This is a genomic window from Pandoraea commovens (genome assembly GCF_902459615.1).
In the GTDB taxonomy this organism is placed as follows: domain Bacteria; phylum Pseudomonadota; class Gammaproteobacteria; order Burkholderiales; family Burkholderiaceae; genus Pandoraea; species Pandoraea commovens.
The window spans coordinates 603,908-623,727 of record NZ_CABPSA010000001.1 but is presented as its reverse complement, the minus strand read 5'-3'; the positions used below and the strand labels follow the sequence as shown (position 1 = coordinate 623,727).

Annotated in this window: 14 protein-coding genes; 7 read left to right on the top strand and 7 right to left on the bottom strand. The window is 64.2% G+C overall.

Annotated features, from left to right (window positions below):
• Positions 1-8 precede the first annotated feature (8 nt).
• The 3 genes from bcsG (at position 9) to PCO31010_RS02750 (ending at position 3,961) form a co-directional block, all read left to right on the top strand.
• A complete protein-coding gene (gene bcsG / locus PCO31010_RS02760) occupies positions 9-1,649 on the top strand; it encodes a cellulose biosynthesis protein BcsG (protein ID WP_150662878.1) in 1,641 nt (546 codons plus the stop codon).
• Positions 1,650-1,776: 127 nt separating this feature from the next.
• Positions 1,777-2,775, top strand: coding sequence for an aldo/keto reductase (locus PCO31010_RS02755; RefSeq protein WP_150662877.1), 999 nt, complete (start codon positions 1,777-1,779; stop codon positions 2,773-2,775).
• A gap of 247 nt (positions 2,776-3,022) precedes the next feature.
• A complete protein-coding gene (locus PCO31010_RS02750; protein ID WP_174984247.1) occupies positions 3,023-3,961 on the top strand; it encodes a universal stress protein in 939 nt (312 codons plus the stop codon).
• A 25-nt stretch (positions 3,962-3,986) separates the two neighbouring features.
• Here PCO31010_RS02750 and PCO31010_RS02745 read toward each other — a convergent pair whose 3' ends face one another.
• Positions 3,987-5,237 carry an NAD(P)/FAD-dependent oxidoreductase gene (locus PCO31010_RS02745; RefSeq protein WP_150662875.1) on the bottom strand — a complete coding sequence of 417 codons (1,251 nt, stop codon included), beginning with the start codon at positions 5,235-5,237 and terminating at the stop codon, positions 3,987-3,989.
• A 346-nt stretch (positions 5,238-5,583) separates the two neighbouring features.
• Between PCO31010_RS02745 and PCO31010_RS02740 the strand changes: the two genes are divergently transcribed.
• Complete coding sequence (locus PCO31010_RS02740; RefSeq protein WP_150662874.1) at positions 5,584-6,840, top strand: MFS transporter; 1,257 nt, start codon at positions 5,584-5,586, stop codon at positions 6,838-6,840.
• A gap of 70 nt (positions 6,841-6,910) precedes the next feature.
• On the opposite strand, the gene PCO31010_RS02735 is transcribed toward PCO31010_RS02740, so the two are convergent.
• The 4 genes from PCO31010_RS02735 to PCO31010_RS02720 are packed head-to-tail and all read right to left on the bottom strand — an operon-like array spanning position 6,911 to position 13,489.
• Entirely contained in the window at positions 6,911-7,561 is a 651-nt protein-coding gene (locus PCO31010_RS02735) for a TetR/AcrR family transcriptional regulator (RefSeq protein WP_150662873.1), read from the bottom strand.
• Positions 7,558-9,075 carry an efflux transporter outer membrane subunit gene (locus PCO31010_RS02730; protein WP_150662872.1) on the bottom strand — a complete coding sequence of 506 codons (1,518 nt, stop codon included), beginning with the start codon at positions 9,073-9,075 and terminating at the stop codon, positions 7,558-7,560. The genes PCO31010_RS02735 and PCO31010_RS02730 overlap by 4 nt, the downstream gene beginning before the upstream one ends.
• Positions 9,072-12,281 carry an efflux RND transporter permease subunit gene (locus PCO31010_RS02725; RefSeq protein ID WP_150662871.1) on the bottom strand — a complete coding sequence of 1,070 codons (3,210 nt, stop codon included), beginning with the start codon at positions 12,279-12,281 and terminating at the stop codon, positions 9,072-9,074. The genes PCO31010_RS02730 and PCO31010_RS02725 overlap by 4 nt, the downstream gene beginning before the upstream one ends.
• Positions 12,278-13,489, bottom strand: coding sequence for an efflux RND transporter periplasmic adaptor subunit (locus tag PCO31010_RS02720; RefSeq protein ID WP_246184419.1), 1,212 nt, complete (start codon positions 13,487-13,489; stop codon positions 12,278-12,280). Before PCO31010_RS02720 ends, PCO31010_RS02725 begins: the two co-directional genes overlap by 4 nt.
• Positions 13,490-14,179: 690 nt before the next feature.
• Here PCO31010_RS02720 and phbB point away from each other — a divergent pair.
• Positions 14,180-14,923 (top strand): acetoacetyl-CoA reductase, encoded by a 744-nt coding sequence (phbB, locus tag PCO31010_RS02715; protein ID WP_150662870.1) that lies wholly within the window; start codon positions 14,180-14,182, stop codon positions 14,921-14,923.
• A 42-nt stretch (positions 14,924-14,965) separates the two neighbouring features.
• Positions 14,966-15,556 (top strand): hypothetical protein, encoded by a 591-nt coding sequence (locus PCO31010_RS02710; RefSeq protein ID WP_150662869.1) that lies wholly within the window; start codon positions 14,966-14,968, stop codon positions 15,554-15,556.
• Here the strand turns inward: PCO31010_RS02710 and PCO31010_RS02705 are convergent.
• Both PCO31010_RS02705 and PCO31010_RS02700 read right to left on the bottom strand, forming a co-directional pair.
• Entirely contained in the window at positions 15,538-17,556 is a 2,019-nt protein-coding gene (locus tag PCO31010_RS02705) for a PHA/PHB synthase family protein (RefSeq protein ID WP_246184418.1), read from the bottom strand. The two genes, PCO31010_RS02710 and PCO31010_RS02705, sit on opposite strands and share 19 nt — an antisense overlap.
• Before the next feature lie 111 nt (positions 17,557-17,667).
• Complete coding sequence (locus tag PCO31010_RS02700) at positions 17,668-18,351, bottom strand: phosphatase PAP2 family protein (protein ID WP_150662868.1); 684 nt, start codon at positions 18,349-18,351, stop codon at positions 17,668-17,670.
• Positions 18,352-18,551: 200 nt separating this feature from the next.
• Here PCO31010_RS02700 and PCO31010_RS02695 point away from each other — a divergent pair, with 200 nt between their 5' ends.
• On the top strand, positions 18,552-19,703 hold the full coding sequence (locus tag PCO31010_RS02695) for an acyltransferase family protein (RefSeq protein ID WP_150662867.1): 1,152 nt from the start codon (positions 18,552-18,554) through the stop codon (positions 19,701-19,703).
• Positions 19,704-19,820: the final 117 nt, after the last annotated feature.

Below are 19,820 nucleotides of genomic sequence, written 5' to 3'. Positions count from 1 at the left end.
ACCATACGATGGGCATCTGGAACCTCTATTTCATTCTGAAGCTGTTGCTGCTGTGGGCGGGCATCCTCGGCTTTCACGTGCTGCCGAACTTCGTCTTCGCACTGTTCCTCGTGGTGCGGTTGCGCCCGCGCTGGGCGCGCATTGCACGACAGGTCATCGCCATCCCGGTCGGCGCGGCGCTGCTTTATTACGACTCGAATTTGCCGCCGTTCGGGCGCTTCATCGAACAGTTGCCTGCGCTGATGCAGTTCCGCTTCTCGTACATCATCGAACTGCTCGGCCGCTTCGTTTCGGCGCGCGACTGGTTGCTGCTCGCGATCATGGTGCTGGCCTACTGGATCGTGAACCGCTGGGTGCGTGTGACGACATTCGTCCTGCTGGCCTTGTTGATCGTGCCGGGCGTGCTGCGTGTCGGCACGCTCGTCTCCGTCTCGCCGGTCGTGGCCGCGCAGGGCGACACCACGACGTCGGCGTCCGGTGCCGCGACAGGGGCACCCGCAGCAGGTGCGGCCAGCGGGAGCAGCGAATTCCTGACGGGCGATGGCGACGTGCCGCCGGGTGCGAACCCGAACGCGGCGCTTAACAGCTTCTATTCGCGCGAACTGACGCGCTCTGTCTCGTTGCCCGCGCAGCCGGGGGCAGGTCCGGACTACGACATCATCTTCCTTCACATCTGTTCGCTCGCACAGGACGATCTCGACGCCGACAACCTCGGCAATCTGCCCTTGCTCTCGAAGTTCGATTTCGTCTTCAAAAACTTCAATTCGGCCGCCAGCTATAGCGGCCCGGCGGCGATTCGCGTGCTGCGCGCCGGTTGCGGACAGCCGGAGCACAAGGCGCTGTACGACCCGGCAGGCCCGCAGTGCTACGTCATGAGCGATCTGAAGAACCTCGGTTTCACGCCGACGCTCGCAATGAACCACGACGGTCACTTCGACAACTTCATGCAGGAAGTGCAGCAGAACTTCAACGTGCAGGGCGTCACGCCCTTCGACAACACGCATGCCCGTGTGGCGATGCGCGCGTTCGACGAGACGCCGATCCGCTCCGACGGCGACGTGCTGCAATCGTGGTGGAAGCAGCGTACGGCCATGCCGGACAAGCGCGTGGCGCTTTACTACAACACGATCTCGCTGCACGACGGCAACCGTCTCGAAGGCTCGAAGCTCAGCAGCGTGCAGAGCTATCCGTTGCGCGCGAAGACGATGTTCGACGACATCGGTCAGTTCATCGACACTATCGCGAAGTCGGGACGTAAGGCGGTCGTCGTATTCGTGCCGGAGCACGGCGCAGCAATCCGCGGCAGCAAGTTGCAGATCTCCGGCATGCGTGAGATCCCGCTGCCTGAGATTACGCATGTGCCGGTGGCGGTGAAGCTCGTGGGCTTCGGCGACGGGGCTACCGCCTCGCACGGCACGCCGGTGACGATATCCACACCCACGAGCTATCTGGCGATGATGACGCTCATCTCGCATCTGATCGCCAACAACCCGTTTGCGGGCACGCCGGAGCTGGCGCAGTACGCCAACGATCTGCCACAGACGGCCTTCGTGTCGGCCAACGAGCAGACCACCGTCATGAAGTACGGCGGCAAGATGATGATCCGCGGCGCGGATGGCGTCTGGCTCGATCTGAAGTCGCTGGAATAGCGTTTGAGGCGCGTGCGCCGCGGGCGCGTTGGGCGGCGCACGTGTTTTCCCGGAATCGCGCATACTGTGCACCTTGTCCGCGACGGCGGGCATCGCTTTTCACCAGTACTTGCCTCCGGGAGTTACCGTGCAATACACGAAATTCGGCCGCACCGGCCTGACCGTTTCACGCCTGTGCCTGGGCACCATGACGTTCGGTCTGCAAACCGAAGAAGCCGCCAGCCACGCCATTCTCGACCGCACGGCAGAGGCTGGCGTCAACTTCATCGATCTCGCCGACGTCTACCCGCTGGGGGCCGACAATTCGCTCGTCGGCCGTACCGAAGAAGTGGTGGGTCGCTGGCTCAAGGGCCGTCGCGATCAGTTCATCGTGGCGACGAAGGCCTGCGGGCAGATGGGGCCGTCGCCGTGGGACAAGGGGGCGTCGCGCAAGCACTTGCTGAGCGCCATCGACGCGTCGCTCAGCCGCATCGGCACCGATTACGTCGACCTGTATCAACTCCACTCGGACGACACCGACACGCCGATCGACGAAACGCTCGAAGCGCTCGACACCATCGTTAAGTCGGGCAGGGCCCGTTACGTCGGCGTGTCGAACTACCTTGCGTATCGTCTTGCACGTGCGCTGGGCCGCGCCGACGTGCTGCGCGTCGCGCGTTTCGTATCGGTTCAGCCGCGCTACAACCTGCTGTTCCGTCAGATCGAACGGGAACTGCTGCCGCTGGCGAGCGAAGAAGGGCTGGCCGTCATCCCCTACAACCCCCTCGCAGGCGGTCTGCTGACTGGCAAGTACCGTCACGACGCGGCGCCGACCGAAGGCCGCTTCACGTCGGCGACCGTGGGCAAGGCGGGGGCGATGTACCAGCAACGCTACTGGCATGAGCGCGAGTTCGAGACCATCGAGGCGCTCAAGGGCATTGCGAACGACGCCGGTGAGTCGCTCACGCGCCTGTCGCTCGCCTGGGTGCTGGCGAACCCGACCGTGACCTCGGCCATCATCGGCGCAAGCCGCGTCGAGCAGCTGACCGAGACGCTGGGCACCATCGACTACACGCTGCCGCCGGAACTCAAGGCAAAGCTCGACGACGCGTCGCACGCCTATCGCTGGGGCGACGCCGCACGCTGAGCGCTCGCCGCAAGCTTCGTCTCAGTCTGACGCCACAGGCCCGCTATGCCGGGCCTGTGGCGTTTTTGCGTTGCGTCAAAGGAAGGGAAGTCCGATGCCCATTTCGGCCGCACGAGGTGCGCGGAGGGTGGCTTTCGCGCCCTATCGAGCGGTATAGTGGAAGCGTCGTGCAAGGTTCGTCAGATGAAACATCGGGATGACCGGACACGCGCATGGCATTCCTTCGACTCTCAACGCGAGGCTGCTCATGACAAAACGCATTCTGCTGGCGACCGACGGTAGCGAGTCGTCACGCCGCGCATTGCGCGAGGCTGCTGCCTTTGCGCGTCACGGTGACGCGATTCGCGTCATTCACACCGTGGAAGACCCCGTCAATCTGCTGACGGCCGCCTTCGGCAAACTCATCGATCTGGAACAGGTACGCCGCGACATGCAGCGCGAAGGCGAAGAACATCTCGCACGGGCGGTGCTGTACTTGCGCGAAGAAGGCTTCGACGCGCAGGCGCATCTGCTGGACTTGCGCACCACGGGCGAAACCGTGCCTGAAGCGATGACGCGCGAAGCCATCGAGTGGGGGGCGGACATCATCGTCGTCGGAACACACGGCCGCAGTGGCGTGCGCCGGGCGATGCTCGGCAGCGTCGCGGAACAGATCCTGCGTAGCGCGGAAGTGCCGGTGATGCTGGTGGCGGGCGAGGCGCGGCCGCATCAACCGTTGCGTGCGGGCGGCCACTATGAACGTATTCTCGTCGCGCTGGACGACAGCGAGACGTCGCGGCTCGCCTTCGAATATGCGTTGGCGCTGGCGCGCACGCACGGCGCGTCGATGCGGGTGGTGCACGTGCTCGACTTACCGGGCCCGTTTCTCGCAGGTTTCGATCCGGAGCCGTTGCTCGATGCCGTGCGCGCCGTGGCCGAACAGGTGCGAAGCTGGGCGCAGAAGCGATTGAAAGAGGCGGAAGTGCCGGGCGAAATCGAGATGCGGGAGATTCAGCCGGTGGGTGAGGGCGTGGCGGATCAGATCATTGCTGCGGGCCGCGATGCCGACGTCGACCTGATCGTGCTGGGCACGCACGGCCGACGCGGATTCCGGCGCTTCACGCTAGGCAGCGTGGCGGAAGATACGGCCCGTCATGCGGGCCGTCCGGTACTGCTGTTGCCTGCACACGCGCCGTCGACCAAGTAAGCCGGACGGCGCGAGGTCGACGTGATCAGCCAAGCTCGGTCAGCAGCGTCTTGAGCGGCGTGGCGGCATCGGCCAGACGCGCCGGATCGACCACCGCACGGCGGCCGACGAGTTCGCGCGCCGTCATGAATTCCTGCGCGCGGTTGATGCTCGCAGCGGCCACGATCGCGCCATCGCGCAGGTAGAACAGCATGAAGACGGCAGCGCCCTGTGCGTCAGGCAGGCGGCGTTCGATTACGGCGTCGTGGCCATCGGTCATGCCGACCATCTGCAACTTCGCGTTGAACTGATCCGACCAGAACCACGGAGCGGTCGCGACGGCCTTCGGTGCGTCTCCATGCACGACGCTGGCCGCCACCTTCGCCATTTCGCTGGCGCTCGGCACCGATTCCAGACGGATGCGACGGCCGAGTGCCGGGTGTTCGTGATGCGCGCAATCGCCTACGGCAAGAATCGCCGGATCGCTGGTGCGGGCAAATTCGTCCACGACGATGCCGTTGTCGACGGCCAGACCGGCGGCGTGCGCGAGTTCGGCGTTCGGGATCAGACCGATACCGACGACGACCACGTCCGCTTCCAGACGCTTTTCCCCGGCCACCACGGCCACCACATTGCCAGCGGCATCCTGTTCGAGGGCGGTGACGCCCACGCCCACTTGCACGTCCACACCGTTCTCGCGGTGCAGCGTTGCGAAGAAGTCCGCGAGATCCGCTTCGGCCACGCGGGCAAGCAGACGCGGCGCGGCTTCGAGCACCGTCACCGAAGCGCCTGCCTTGACGGCGCTTGCCGCCACTTCCAGACCGATGTAACCGCCGCCGACGACCACGACGCGCTTACCCGGCGTGAGCGCTTCACGCAGGCGCTGAGCATCGGCGATGTTGCGCAGGTAGTAGACGTTGGACGCATCGCCGCCGGGAATCGGCAGGTGACGCACACGTCCGCCGAGCGCGAGCACGAGATGGTCGTAACCGAGCGTCTGGCCGTCGTCGAACGAGACGGTGCGCGCGGTGCGGTCGATGGCGGTGGCCGTCACGCCGAGACGCACGTCGATCTCGGCTTTCTCATAGGCGTCGGCCGGGCGGATCAGCAGACTGGCTTCGTCGGCCTGACCGGCGAGGAACGCTTTCGAGAGGGGCGGACGGCGATACGGCAGGTGCGTTTCGCTGCCAGCAAGCACGATGCGGCCGGTGTAGCCGAGCTGGCGCAGCGCGAGGGCGGTTTCGCCGCCGGCTTGACCGGCGCCGAGAATGACGGTGGTGGAGGTGGCTTCGGACATGGAATTGGAGACGTAGGAAGCTTGAACAAAGCGAGTGAATTTGGCCGCCAGTGTAATGCATCGGCGCCGTCAAAGCGTCTCGGATACCGTCAGATGGCGCTTGTGTCTCTCGATCTGGCGCATCCGGGCACGTAGCGCAGCGCGCTGACGTCGCGCAGACGTCGTGCGTTTAGCTCGCCCGGCACACGGGTTTGGTCAGGCAAAACCCCGTCGGAACCCTCGTCGTCTCGCGACGTTCGAGCATCCATGCGGGCTGCGGGCCGGTTTCGGACGCGCTTGCATGAGGGTCGGTTTTCAGGCGTAGAGTGATTTCGTCGCGCAACATTGCCGCCGATGGAGGGACACCATGGCCTGGACTAAAGAACAGAAGCATGTGGTAACGGCAAGCTATCTTGGGTGGACGCTCGACGCGTTCGATTTCTTCCTGATGGTGTTCGTGCTCAAGGACATCGCAAAGGAGTTCAATACCGAGCTGGGCAGCGTGGCGTTCGCGCTGTTGCTCACGCTGGCGATGCGTCCGGTCGGCGCATTCATCTTCGGTCGACTGGGGGACAAAGTCGGCCGCCGCCCGGCCATGATGGCAAGCGTGCTGCTGTACGCGTTGCTTGAGCTGGCCTCTGGCTTCGCACCGAGTCTCACGGTCCTGCTGATCCTGCGCGCGCTCTTCGGTATCGCGATGGGCGGCGAGTGGGGGGTGGGGGCAGCGCTCACGATGGAGAGCGTGCCGACGCACTCGCGCGGCATCGTCTCCGGGCTGTTGCAAGCGGGGTATCCGAGCGGGTATTTGCTGGCGTCGGTGGTCTACGGGCTCTTCTACGACAGCATTGGCTGGCGCGGCATGTTCTTCGTCGGCGTACTCCCGGCGTTGCTCGTGCTCTACATCCGACGGCACGTGCCTGAGTCGCCCGCCTGGCGCAAGGGCGAGGCAACCAGCACTGCGCCGCGCGCCAATTTCGTGCAGGTGCTGTCGCGCGATTGGAAACTGGCGCTGTACGCCATCGTGCTGATGACGGCCTTCAACTTCTTCTCGCATGGCACGCAGGATCTGTATCCGACCTTCCTGCAAGTGCAGCACAAGTTCGATACCCACACCGTGAGCTGGATCGCCATCACGTATAACATCGGCGCCATCATCGGCGGGCTGTTCTTCGGTGCGATTTCGGAGAAGATCGGACGCCGTCGCGCCATCATCATTGCGTCGCTGATTGCGCTACCGGTGCTGCCGTTGTGGGCGTTTTCCAGCGGTGCCGTGCTGCTGGCGATCGGTGCGTTCCTCATGCAGATTTCGGTGCAGGGGGCATGGGGCGTGATTCCTGCACACCTCAACGAGCTGTCGCCCGACGAGATTCGTGCCACGTTCCCGGGGCTCGTCTATCAGTTGGGCAATTTGTTTGCGTCGGTCAACGGGAATCTGCAGGCGAGCATCGCGAAGGCGCACGACGGCAACTTCGGATTGGCGATGGCGCTGGTGGCCGGGACGGTCGCGGTGGTGATCGCCGTCATGATCTACTTCGGACGCGAGCGGCGCGGTGTGGTGCTGGGTACAGGTGCCGATACGCCGCAGGCAGGGACGATGCCGCCGGGCGCATCGATGTCGCACTAGCGCGATAACGATCGGTGCGTGCCGGAGATGACTGCACCGGCATGCACCGCGCCGCCATTCGACCGTCGGTTCATTCGTTCGCTTGTGGCGGTGTGAAGAACACCATCTCGACTTGCTTGAGCAAGGCCGGGCCGAAGGCTTCGCCGCCGACTTCCGGTGCGATCACCTGCATGAGCACCGGTGAGCCGGGCGGCGGATGCAGTGCATGGGCGAGTACGCAGAAGTACATCGCCGGATGCTCGGCGCGAATCACGCCCGCCGCCATCCCTTCCACGATGAGCTTCTCCATACAGTTGTAGACCGGTTCGAGCAGGTGGCGGTAAAGCACCGCGCCACGCTCGCCCGTCTCGGACGCATGCAGCGAAATGAAACACTTGTGTTCGGGGTGCTGGACCGCGTAGGCCGCGATGAGCCCGATGGCGTCGCGAAGGCGGTCTCTGACCGGCCGCGTTTCGTCCACCGAAATCGCGCGGAGCGTTTCGACGGGAGCGGCCAGCGCGGCTTCGAGCGTATCGACGCAGGCGCGCCAAAGCTGTTCTTTCGAGCCGAAGTGCACGCGCACGAGGCTCGCGTCGACCTTGGCGGCCGCCGCGATACCGCGCAGGTTCGCGCCGTCGTAGCCGAGGTGCGAGAAAGCGTCGATGGCCGCGTCGAGCAAGGCTGCGCGGCCATCGGGGAGGTGTTTGGGGCGTCGGCCCCGGGTCGTGGTTCGGGTGGTCATCGTCTGGCTACGTCTTGCGACGGGGCCGGTTGTGCCGCAGCCGGGGCCTGCGCTGGGGCAGCGTCGGCGGGCTCGGGCGGCACGCCCATCGCGTAAAACAGTAGCGCAGTATCCGACAAACGCGCGCCGGTTGCACGCACCGTCGTCAGGTAGGCGTTCCAGTACTGCTGTTCGCGCCCGCGCGCGGACGACACCGGCAAGGCCCCCAGACGCACCCGCGCCGCTGTATCGCGATAGATCTGCTCGGCGGCCGCGCTGGCGCTATCGGCGTGTAGCAGCGACGTATTGTCCGCTTCGAGCGACGCCAGCGTGTCCGCCACGTTCTTGAACGCCGTCAGCACGGTCTGCTTGTACTGTTCGACGGCTGCCTCGTACGTCGCCTGTGCCGCGCGACGCTGCGCAAGCAACGCGCCGCCGTGGAAGATCGGCTGCGAGATCGATGCCGCGATGCTCCACAGCGACCCGGCGTTGGACATCACCGTCGGCCAGTTGAAGCCGCCTTTGCCCATCGAAGCGCTGAGCGACAAGCTCGGGAACATTTGCGCGGTCGCCACGCCAACCTCGGCCGACGCCGCCTTGAGCGCCATCTCCGCGGCCTGAATGTCAGGGCGCGATTGCAGCAGCGTCGACGGCACCGACACCGGCACGGTGCGCGGCACCTTCAGCTCGCCGAGCGCCAGATCGTCCGGGGCCTGATCGGGCGTACGGCCGAGCAGGACAGCGAGCGCATGGCGCGTCGATTGCCACTGCGCCCGCAGCCCGGGGAGCGACGCGGCCAGCGATTCGGCATTCTGGGCAGACGCCAGCGCATCGGCGCGCGACACCGCGCCGAGGGCTTCGCGTCGGGCCATATCGGTGGCATCCGCCTGCGCCAGCTCGACCAGTCGCTCGGTCGCTTTGACTTGCGCCCCGAGCACCGACGCGCCAATCGCGCCGGAGACGATGTTCGCTGCGAGCGCCTGACGCGCCGATTCCAGTTGGAACGCCTGCTGATCGACTTGCGCGGCGAGCGACGCGTTGGCGAAGCGCGACGCCCCGAAGAAGTCGAACGTATAGCGCGCCTGAATCTGTCCGACGAACATGTTGTAGAGCGCCGTCGGCGGCCGGAGGTTCGGAATGCCGAGATTGCGTTCGCGGGCCACTTCCCCGCCAAGGTCGATGGAGGGGAACAGCGACGAACCGATCTGCGCCTTCAATTGCTCGCGCGCTGCTTGCAGAGCATGGTCGGACGCCGCCAGATTCGGACTGTTGCGCAGGCCTTCGTCGACCAGTGCGTTGAGTTTGTCCGACTCGTAGGCTTGCCACCAGGCTTTCACCGGCGGGGCACCCACATCGAAGCGTTGCGAAGCGCCTTGCGCCGTGACTGTGCGCTCGGGCAGGGCGTTCGCGCCGTAGTGAGACGGCGAGGGCATCACTGGCGGCTTGTCGCCCGGCGTGAACGAGCAGGCACTCAGCCAGAACATGGGGGCGAGCGGGGCGCACCGCAGTGCGCGTGAAACGATGCGCGAAGTCATGAGCGGTCTCCTTGCGAACTGCCGGACGATGCCTGCGACGGATGATCGGCACGTTCGTCGTGACGCACACGGAACGCCGTCGCATACAACGCTGGCAGGAAGAACACGGTAAGAATGGTCGCGCTGGTGATGCCGCCCATCAGCGCCGTCGCCATCGGTCCGAAGAAGTTGCTGCGCAGCAGCGGAATCAACGCGAGCACGGCGGCAGCGGCGGTGAGCGTAATCGGACGGAAGCGTCGCACTGTCGCACTGACGATGGCGTCGAAGCGCGGGTGTCCGGCCGAGACGTCCTGCTCGATCTGATCGACCAGAATCACCGAGTTACGCATGATGATCCCGAACATGGCGATCACACCGAGCATCGCAACGAAGCCAAACGGTTTGCCGAACAGCAGCAGTGTGGCGACGACCCCGATCATGCCGAGCGGCGCGGTCAGCACCACCAGCATGGTGCGCGCGAAGCTCTGCAACTGAATCATCAGCAGCGTGAGCACCGCGATCACCATGATCGGCATTTGCGCATTAATCGATGCCTGACCCTTGCCCGACTCTTCGACCGATCCGCCGATCTCGATGCGATAACCGACTGGCAGTGCGCGACGGATATCGCCGAGCTTCTTGTAGACGGCTTCGGTCACGTCGATGCCTTGCTTGCCTGCACGCACGTCGGAGCGCACGGTGATGGTCGGCTGACGGTCGCGCTCCCAGATCACGCCGTATTCCAGTTCGTCCACCACACGGCCGAGCGTGGCGAGCGGCACCGGGCCATTGGGCGTGGGCATGGCCAGCGTTGCAAGCTTCGCCGGGTCAACGCGTTCGGCCTTCGGCGAGCGCAGCGTGATCGAGATCAGCTTGTCGCGTTCGCGGTACTGACTGATGTCGTAGCCCGTGAGCGTCATGGCGATGAAGTTCGCGATGTCCGAGGAACTGACGTTCAACGCACGCGCCTTCTGCTGATCCACTTCGAAGCGCACCGAGCGTTGCGACGGCTCGTCCCAGTCGAACTGGACGTCGACCGTATCGCCGTTGTTTCGCATTACGTCCGCCACTTGCTCGGAGATCTTGCGCACGGTGCCGATGTCGTCGCCGCTAACGCGGAACTGCACCGGGAAGCCGACCGGCGGCCCGTTCTCTAGGCGCGACAGACGGGTGCGCACGCCCGGCATGGCCTCGCGCAGCTTCGGTTCGAGCCACTGCGCGAGCGCCTCGCGCTCTTCCACCGATTTCGCGGTGATCACGAGCTGCGCGAAGTTCGGCGTGGGCAGTTGCTGGTCGAGCGGCAGATAGAAGCGGGGCGCACCGGTGCCCACGAAGCTCACCGTGTGATCGATCTCCTTACGGCCTTCGAGCAGCTTTTCGAGGCGTTCCGTCTCGCGCAGCGTGGCCTGATACGACGCGCCTTCCTGCAGGCGCAAGTCCACCATCAGTTCAGGCCGGTCGGAGCTTGGGAAGAACTGCTGCGGCACCAGCGAGAAGCCTGCCATCGCAATCAGGAACAGCACGACTGTGATGATGAGCACGATGAACTTGCGCTCGATGCACCACGTGAGCCAGCCGCGCAGACGGTTGTAGAACTTCGTATCGTAGACCTCGTGCTCGTGATCGTCGCCATGATGGGCTTCGCGCGGGCGCTCAGGCAGCATCTTGTAGCCGAGCAGGGGAATGAGCACCACGGCCGCAAGCCACGACGCGAGCAGGGCAATCGCCGAGACTTCGAAGATCGAGCGGGTGTATTCGCCGGTGCTCGACTTGGCGAGCGCGATCGGCAGGAAGCCGGAGACGGTCACGAGCGTGCCGGTGAGCATCGGGAACGCCGTGCTGGTGTACGCGAACGCGGCGGCGCGCTTACGATCCCAACCCTGTGCGAGCTTCACCGCCATCATTTCGACGGCGATGATCGCATCGTCCACCAACAGACCGAGCGCGAGAATCAGCGTGCCGAGCGAGACCTTATGCAGCCCGATGTCAAAGATGTACATGAACAACGACGTGACGGCGAGCACGACCGGAATCGAAATCACCACCACCATGCCCGTGCGGAAACCGAGCGAGACGAGGCTTACGACCAGCACGATAGCGACGGCTTCGGCCACGGCTTCGAGGAAGTCGTCGACCGAGTGCGACACGGACTGCGACATGCTCGCGACTTCCGTCAGCTTCAACCCGGCGGGCAACTGCGCGCGCAACTCGCCCATAGTGTTGGTAAGCGCTTTGCCAAGGTGGATGACGTCCTGCCCCTTTTGCATCGTGATACCGATGCCGAGTACAGGTTTGCCGCCAAAGCGCATTTCCGAGACGGGCGGATCGACGTAGCCACGCTTGATCGTCGCAATGTCACCGAGGCGGAACGTGCGATTGTTCACGCGGATGAGCGTGTCGGCGAGTTCGTCGACATTGCGGTACTGACCGCTCGGGCGCACGACCACGCGATCGTTCGGCGCTTCGATGGTGCCTGCCGGTGAGACCGCGTTCTGACCGTTGACGGCCTGCGCAATCTGGTTCGGCGAGATACCGAGACGGGTGAGTTGCGTGTTGCTGATTTCGACGTAGATGCGCTGATCCTGATCGCCGAAGTAGTCGACCTTCGCCACGCCGGGCACGCGCAACAGTACGGTGCGCAACGCGTCGGCGTAGTCACGCAACTGGGCAGGGCCGAAGCCGTCGCCTTCGAGCGTGAAGATGTGCGTGTAGACGTCGCCGAATTCGTCGTTAAAGAACGGCCCCTGCACGCCCTGCGGCAGCGTGTAGGCAATGTCGCCGACCTTTTTGCGAACCTGGTACCACTCTTCGGGCACCTCGTTGGGCGGCGCGGAATCCTTCATCGAGAAGAACAACAAGGACTCGCCCGGGCGCGAATAGCTGCGCTGGAAGTCGATGTTGGGCATCTCCTGAAGCTTGCGTGCGATCCGGTCGGTGACTTGCTCCTGCACCTGCTTGGCGGTCGCACCCGGCCAGAACGTGCGAATCACCATCACGCGGAAGGTGAACGGCGGATCCTCCGATTGCGCGAGACGCGAGTAGGCCAGAATGCCGAAGATCGTCGCCATCGCGATCAGGAAGATCACAAGCGATTTGTGACGTAACGCCCACGCCGAGAGGTTGAAATGCCCCTCTTCGTGACGATAGTCCTTCGGTGCTTCGGTGGAGGTGGCTGGACCCGTTTGCGGATCCTGGGGTACGGGCGGCTTCCCGTCCTGCGTGCTCATGACGCGAAGTCCTCAGGATGCAGCGGCGCGACCACGCGTACTTTCTGACCGGCAGTCACGGTGTGCACGCCTTGCCAGACGATGCGCTCGCCGGGCTCGATGCCCCCAGCGACCGTGACGGTGCGCTCGCCATAGCGAACGATCGTCACGCGGCGCAGAGCGAGCGTGTCGTCCTGCTTGACGACCCACACGGCAGGTTGATTGCCATCGTGGAAGAGTGCGGTGGAGGGCAGGGTGATCGGCTGCGCATTGGCGACAGCCGCGGCCGTCGCGCCGGAAGCCGCCGCCGGTGCAGACGCATTCGCCACGGGGGCGGCGCCCCTCGGTAGCGGCTGGGCGAAGGCGACGTTGGCCGTCATGCCGAGTTTGACCTCGTTGCCGGGTGACAGCAGCGAGAGCTTCGCGCGATACGTGCGGCTCATCGGATCGGCAGCGGGCGAGATTTCGCGCACGCGTGCCTGCCATGTCTTGCCTGGAATCGCAGGGAGAGAAACCGTGGCCGTCTGCCCGATGCGGAACGCGCCGAGCGCAACTTCGGGGACGTCGGCAATCACATCGACATCACCTGTCCAGGCCAGTTGGTACACCGGCTGACCGGCGCTGACATTCTGTCCGGTGTCGGCTTGTTCGGCGGTGATGACGCCGTCACGGTCCGCCTTGAGATTGCCGTAGCTCAACTGATCACCCGCGAGTGCGGCCTGTTGTGTGGCCTGATTGCGTTGCGCGAGGGCGCTGGCATACGCGTTCTCGGACTGTTCGAGCTGCGCGGGGGCGATCAGACTCTCGCGCGCCTGCGCGCGGTCGCGGTTGACCGTTTGCGTCGCGTAATCGAGTTGATGCTGGGCGGCGTCGAGCTGTGCACGCGCGCTGGCGGCATTCTTCGACAAGTCGGCCGGGTCGAGTCTGGCGACGACCTGACCAGCCTTGACGGCGTCGCCAAGGCGCACCGAGCGATCGACGATCTTGCCTGCCACACGGAACGACAGCGGCGTGGTGTAACGCGCTTCGATTTGCGCGGGCAGCGAGGCAATCGGCGTTTGTTCGGTGAGCTTCGCGGCGACGGCGACGACCGGTCGCGGCGGCGGCTCCGGCGGTGCCTTGCGTGAGCAGGCAGCTAACGCGGCGGCGGCAATGGCGGTGGTGGCGACCGCCAGCACGAGCCGGCGTCGGGGGGCGGTATCAGCGGTATCGGGCAGAAAGGACATCATGCGCTCGTGACCCACAAAATAGGAATTCAGGTAGGAAAAACAACGAGTTACGACGACTTCAACGACGTGATCGCATTGTGGTGTCCGCCCCGAGGACGGCCGTCTCCGCGCGATCCGGAAAAAATCTACGGGCGATGATATATGGATTGCCGGTGCGCTGCAACGGCCGCGAAAGGGCTCGACGCGCACCCCTGTGACTATCGATAGGGGCGGGTCATTGGATTGTTGTCGATGAGGTGCGAATGACCAACCAACAAATTATTTTGGAGTACGATGCCTGACAGGCGTACCCGCAAGCGTGTACGCGAATGCGGTGTCAGCAGATCGTCATATTGCATGCAATCGACGCGGTGACGATGCGTGCTGACGCGCATGTCAGAAAGGCTACTCTCCGGGACAAATTGTCACAACCAAGGAACGTTGTCGCGCACATCGAGTCGCACTCGGGCCAGTTGCAATGACTGGCGACATCGCAGCGTTGACACCCGGCAGTTCACAACAAGAGCAGCACAGGAGGTCGATACCGGCAGCGCGTTTTTCGATGCTGACGGTGCCGAATGGCGCTGCGGCTTGACCAGGGTCAAGCGAAGTCTTTGTCGGGGTGTCGATTGCCACAGTAAGTCGGTCGTTCGCGACTATGCTGGATGTATCCGAAGTTTAACGACAGACGTTAACCAGAGACGGATAGCCATGACAACACGAACAGCATTGGTGACAGGTGGCATGGGCGGTTTGGGCGAGGCGATCAGCCTGCGGCTTGCCGATGCCGGGTACCGCGTTGCAGTCACCTGCTCACCCCAAAATCACGATTGCGAAGGATGGGTCGAGCGCATGCGCGCCACGGGCCGGGACTTCGCCGCTTATCGTGTCGACGTTGCCGACTTCGCGTCCTGCGAGGCTTGTGCGAAAGCCGTCGAATCGGACTCCGGTCCGGTAGATATTCTCATCAACAATGCGGGGATTACGCGCGATGCCACCATGCGCAAGATGACGGTCGAAGACTGGCAGTCGGTATTGCGCACGGATCTGGATAGCGTCTTCAACATGACCCGGCCGCTTTTCGGCGGCATGGTCGCGCGTGGCTGGGGACGCATCGTCAACATCTCCTCAGTCAATGGCAGTCGCGGCGCATTCGGGCAGGCGAACTATGCGGCTGCGAAGGCGGGCATGCACGGCTTCACCAAGGCGCTCGCGTTGGAAGTCGCCAAATCGGGTGTGACGGTCAACACGATCTCACCCGGCTATCTCGCAACGAAGATGGTCACGGCCGTGCCGCAGGAAGTGCTCGAATCGCGCATCCTTCCGCAGATTCCGGTCGGCCGTCTCGGTCGCCCTGACGAAGTGGCTGCGCTCGTCGCCTTTCTTGTGTCGGACGACGCAGGTTTCATCACCGGCAGTAACCTCGCCATCAACGGCGGCATGCATATGGAGTGACGTGCAGCGACGCATCAAAACTACTGACTTAGGAGATTGACGATGTCTAAGGAAACGAATCCGGCACTGGCGCTGGTCAAACTGGGTACGGCGAGCGCGCTGGGTGCTTACGGGATTCTGCTGGAAGCCGCGCAACGCACGCATCAGTTGCAAGTCGAGCGCGACGGCGAGTTGCTCAAAGCCCATTCGGAAGCTGCCAAATCGCTGGGCGGCGCGAAAGACTTCAATGGCCTGCTGACGGCCCATCTGCAACTGCTCAACGGTCAACTCGCTCAGCAGAACGAGTTCTGGCGCGAGTGGCTGGCCGTGTGTGCGAACAATCAGTTGCTGTGGGCGGAGCATTGTCGCAAGACCGGCGAGGAGCTACAGCACGGCATGGCTGGCGCGATGACGTTGCCCGATCTGATCGGAGCGGGCACGGCCGCAGGTGCTGCGACGCAGGCGGCCGAAGCGCCGCTGCAGAAGTGGTTCCAGGCGTTCAACGAGGCGACGCAAGGCACGATGGACGCGTGGCGTCGCATGTCGACGGAAGCCGTCCAGGCGACCGAAGCCGCAGTGTCGCAGCAGTCGCCGCTTAACGGTCGCGTGCCGCCCAAGCGCGGCGGCAGCCACGCTCAGCGTTCGAGCACGTAAGTACCGGGCGCGTCGCCGAGCGAAGTCGCTGGCGGCCAGGGGGCGTCGACAGGTTTGTCGCCGCCCCCGTGTTTTCCTTGCGCCAGCAGCCACGCCTGCCATGCGGGCCACCATGAGCTTTGCATCGCGGGTGTCGCGCCGAACCACTCGTCCGGGTCGCGATAGGCCGAACCGGCTACGCGCGTGGCGACCCGGTGATGACTGCGTGCATGTCCCGGCTCGCACACCACCCCCACGTTGTGCCCGCCCGAGACGAGCGCGAACGTGAGATCGCCGTGGTTCAACAGGTGCATCTTGTACACCGAGCGCCACGGAGAAATGTGATCACGCTCGGTCGCCACGACGAACATCGGTACACGAATATCCGAGAGTGCCACCGGTTGCCCGCCGATTTTGAGCGTGCCCGTCGCCAGCGCGTTGTTCAGATAGAGTTCGCGCAGACATTGACTGTGCAGGCGAGCGGGAATGCGCGTGGTATCGGCGTTCCAGACGGTGAAGTCGGTCGTCTGTGCCGGTTCTCCGAGCAGATAGTCGTGCATGAGACGCGACCAGATCAGGTCGCGCGAATTGAGCAACTGGAAGGTGCCTGCAAGTTGTTCCCCACCGATGAATCCTTGCCGCCACATCATCGCTTCGAGATATGCGACCTGACTCGCGTCGATGAACAGGCCCAACTCTCCCGGTTCGCTGAAGTCCGTTTGCGCGGCGAGCAATGTGACGCTGGCGAGCGTCCCGGCGTCGTCTGCTTTGTGCTTCGTTTTCCCTGACGGACCGGTTGACTCCGATTGACGCGCCAGTGTCGCCGCTGCGATGGCGAGCAGGGTGCCGCCGAGACAGTAGCCGCAGGCGTGGACGGGCACGTCGCCGGTTATGCGACGCACTTCGCGCAAGGCCGTCAACAGGCCCGATTCCAGATAGTCTTCGAGGCCCCGGTCACGATCTTCCGGACCAGGGTTGTGCCACGAGATCATGAAGACGCTATGGCCTTGCGACACCAGATAGGCCACCAGCGAATGCTGCGCTTCCAGATCGAGGATGTAGTACTTCAGCAGCCACGACGGCACGATCAGTATGGGTTCGCGCCAGGTCTGCGCCTGCGCAGGCGCATATTGCAGAAGTTCGAAGAACGCATTGCGATAGACGACCTTGCCCGGCGTGGCGGCGATTTCGTGTCCGACGCGAAACGCCTTGCACGCGTCGGGACCTGCGCCGGGGGCGTTGCCTGCTGCCATATCCCGCAGATCCGACCACCAGCGTTGTGCGCCCTTGACGAGGTTCTGCCCCTGCGTCTCGCGAATCGACGAGAGCACTTCGGGGTTCGCCCACCACTGATTGCTCGGTGAAAAGACGTCGAGCCACTGTCGCGCCATGAAGCGCACGACATCGCGATGGTGCGGGTCGACACCGGGAATCTCGCCGGTCATCTCGTCGACAAATGCCTGCGTGCGCAGGAATCGCTCGCGCCACCAGGAGAACGGCGGCTTGTCCCATGACGGATCGCGAAAGCGCCGGTCGGCTTCGTGCGGACCTCCGGTGTTCGTGGCACCGGCGCTTGCAGGCTTGTCGATGGCGGCGAAGGCCTTGAACACGTTCAACTGATGGCCGGGCGCGGTCGCCGCGTGCATGACCCAGTCGGCCCATGCGAGGGCGACGGCGGCGAGGGAGACGTTGCCGGTGAAACGCGCGGTCGTCGCCATTGCGGCACGATCGAGATGGTCGGTGAACGAGCTGAGTGGTGTGGCGCAGGGGGATGAAGGGGACGAGGACGCTTCCGATGGCTTCGACTCGGGCGTGGCTGGCGTTGCCTTGTGCGTTACCGAGGGATCGGGAGTCGCTCCATGCGGCACAGTCCGACGCGTGGGCGGGTTGGCCGTCTTGGGCGCGCCGCGAGACCTAGAGGCAGTGGACGAAGCCGGTGGTGGCGGCACTTCCGCCGTGGTGCGGGACTTGCTGGGTCGGGCAGTCGTGGAGCGGGACGTCTTGTCACTGCGAGCAGGCATGGCGGACTCCGTTCGGTCGCACGACGTGGGTCGTGCGTTTCACTGAATATAACGCACGCCACGTATGACTACTCTGATCTGAGACAAGTTGCGCCCGCGCGCAGCGACGGCCTAACGCACTGGAGCAGGGCTCGGCGTTGGAAGTGCAGGCGCCACCGGTATCGCCGGTGCTGGCGCGGGCTTGCGGGCCAGCCAGCTATAGCGTTTGAAGGGCTGTTCGCGGCCCGACATGATGAGCGCGATGTCGGTGATCCAGCGTTGCGTCGGCACACTCTCTCCGTGCAGCCACATCATGAGCACGAACAGACTCGCGGCCATCGGCAGCGTCTTCAGGTTAGGCGCATCGTCGCCGCGCGTGTACCACGCGAATGCCGCACAGACCGAGAATCCGACGATACAGCCCGCAATCGACTCCGAGACCGAATGCGCCGACAGCGCAACCCGTGAGACGCCTACGGCCACGCTCCCGGCCGCCGCGACCACGGTGCCGAGTACCCGCCACGGCCACGGCAGCTTACTCAGCAGCAGCCATGCGATGACCGGATAGACCGTCGCGGCAAAAAACGTATGGCCGCTCACGCCGGTGAAATCTATCTCACGAACGCCAAGCCCCCAGCCGAGGAACATGACCTTCGAGACGGCCACGACGAGAGAGCCCGCGCCAAACAGCGCAATCCAGGCGAAGGCGGCGTGCCATGCGCGTGCGGAAAGCAACCAGAGGATGAGGGCGGCGGCCAGCGGCACCGTGACGGCGGCGCTACCGAAATCGGTAATGGTGATCCAGAAGTTAGACATGACTGCCGAATGACGGCCCGGGAGCAGGGCGCTCCGGGCGAAAGCGCTATCTTACGCGTGCCGCCGTGACGAAACCAAATTGTCATGGGGCGGTGCGATATGCACCCCGGTAACCCCGTCGAATTCGATGGGGTGTCACCGGGAGAACGTCATAGTACGATGTCTGCGGTGTGACCCCCCGCACACTTTCCGGAGTTTTCATGGCTTTACCCCCGGCGCCAGCGCCTGCGCTGCGCACGCGCAACGACGGCATCGACCTGCTGCGCGGCTTGTCCATCCTGTTCGTCGTCGTTCACCACCTCGCCCTGAAGTTTCGTCTGCCACTCGGCCCAAGTTTGTTGGGGGACGTGTTGCCCGAGCGCATCGTGAAGGGCATCAGTTTCAACGGTTACGAAGCCGTGTTCGTCTTCTTCGTGATTTCCGGTTTTGTGATTACGCGTCGTTCGCTGGAACGCTACGGCTCGCTCGACGCCATGCGCTGGCGTCACTTCTACGCGATGCGCGCCGTTCGCATCTTCCCGTTGTTGCTCTTGCTGCTGGCGGTGCTGTCGGTGATGCACTTGCTCGGCGTGCCGACGTTCGTGATCAACAAGCCGGGGCAGTCGCTCGCCGGTGCCGTGACGTCGGCGCTCACGATGACGCTCAACTGGTACGAAGGCCGCACGAACTGGCTGCCGGGCGGATGGGACGTGCTCTGGTCGCTCTCCATCGAAGAGTGTTTCTATCTGGCGTTCCCATTGCTCTGTCTGTTGCTGCGCGGGCCGTGGCGCGTGCTCGCGCTCGTGGCGCTTGCCGTCTCGCTGCCGTGGACGCGCGCGGCGCTGGCAGGCAACGAAATCTGGCAGGAGAAGGCTTATCTTCCCGGCATGGCGGCGATTGCCTGGGGCGTGCTCACGGCATTGCTGATGCAACGCGTGACGCTCTCGCGAGGTGTTGCCCGAGGCCTTGGCGTGCTAGGCGTGGCGGGGTTGCTTGCCGTCGTATTTTTCAACGACGTGTTGTGGCCGCGTTTGCACGATCACGTCATGTTGCTGTTGTGTCTGAGTGCGGCGCTGTGGCTTGCCGCCGCGCATGGCTCTGTGCGCGCCATGCCGCGCGGCTTCGGCTGGCTGACGCAAATGGGCCGCTGGAGTTACGAGATCTACCTCAGCCACATGTTCGTCGTGCTGGCCGTGACGCCAGCCTACCGTGCGCTCGCAGGTAACGACATGCGCTGGACGTTCCTCGTCTACGTGCCCGCGCTGATCGTCTGCACGCTGCTCGGCGGCGCGCTGCACCGGCATGTGAGCGGACCCGCCGCAAGGCGTCTGCTGCCGCGTCAGCCTGACGTGACGCCAGCCGCTGCGTTGTGATTCGTTGACGCTTGCGGCACTTTGCCGGGCGTTTTGAGATGAGTTTCCAAACGCGCGATGGTACATTGCGGGTTCACGCTTTTTGAAGAACAGGATAGGTCGTGAGCCAAAACGCTG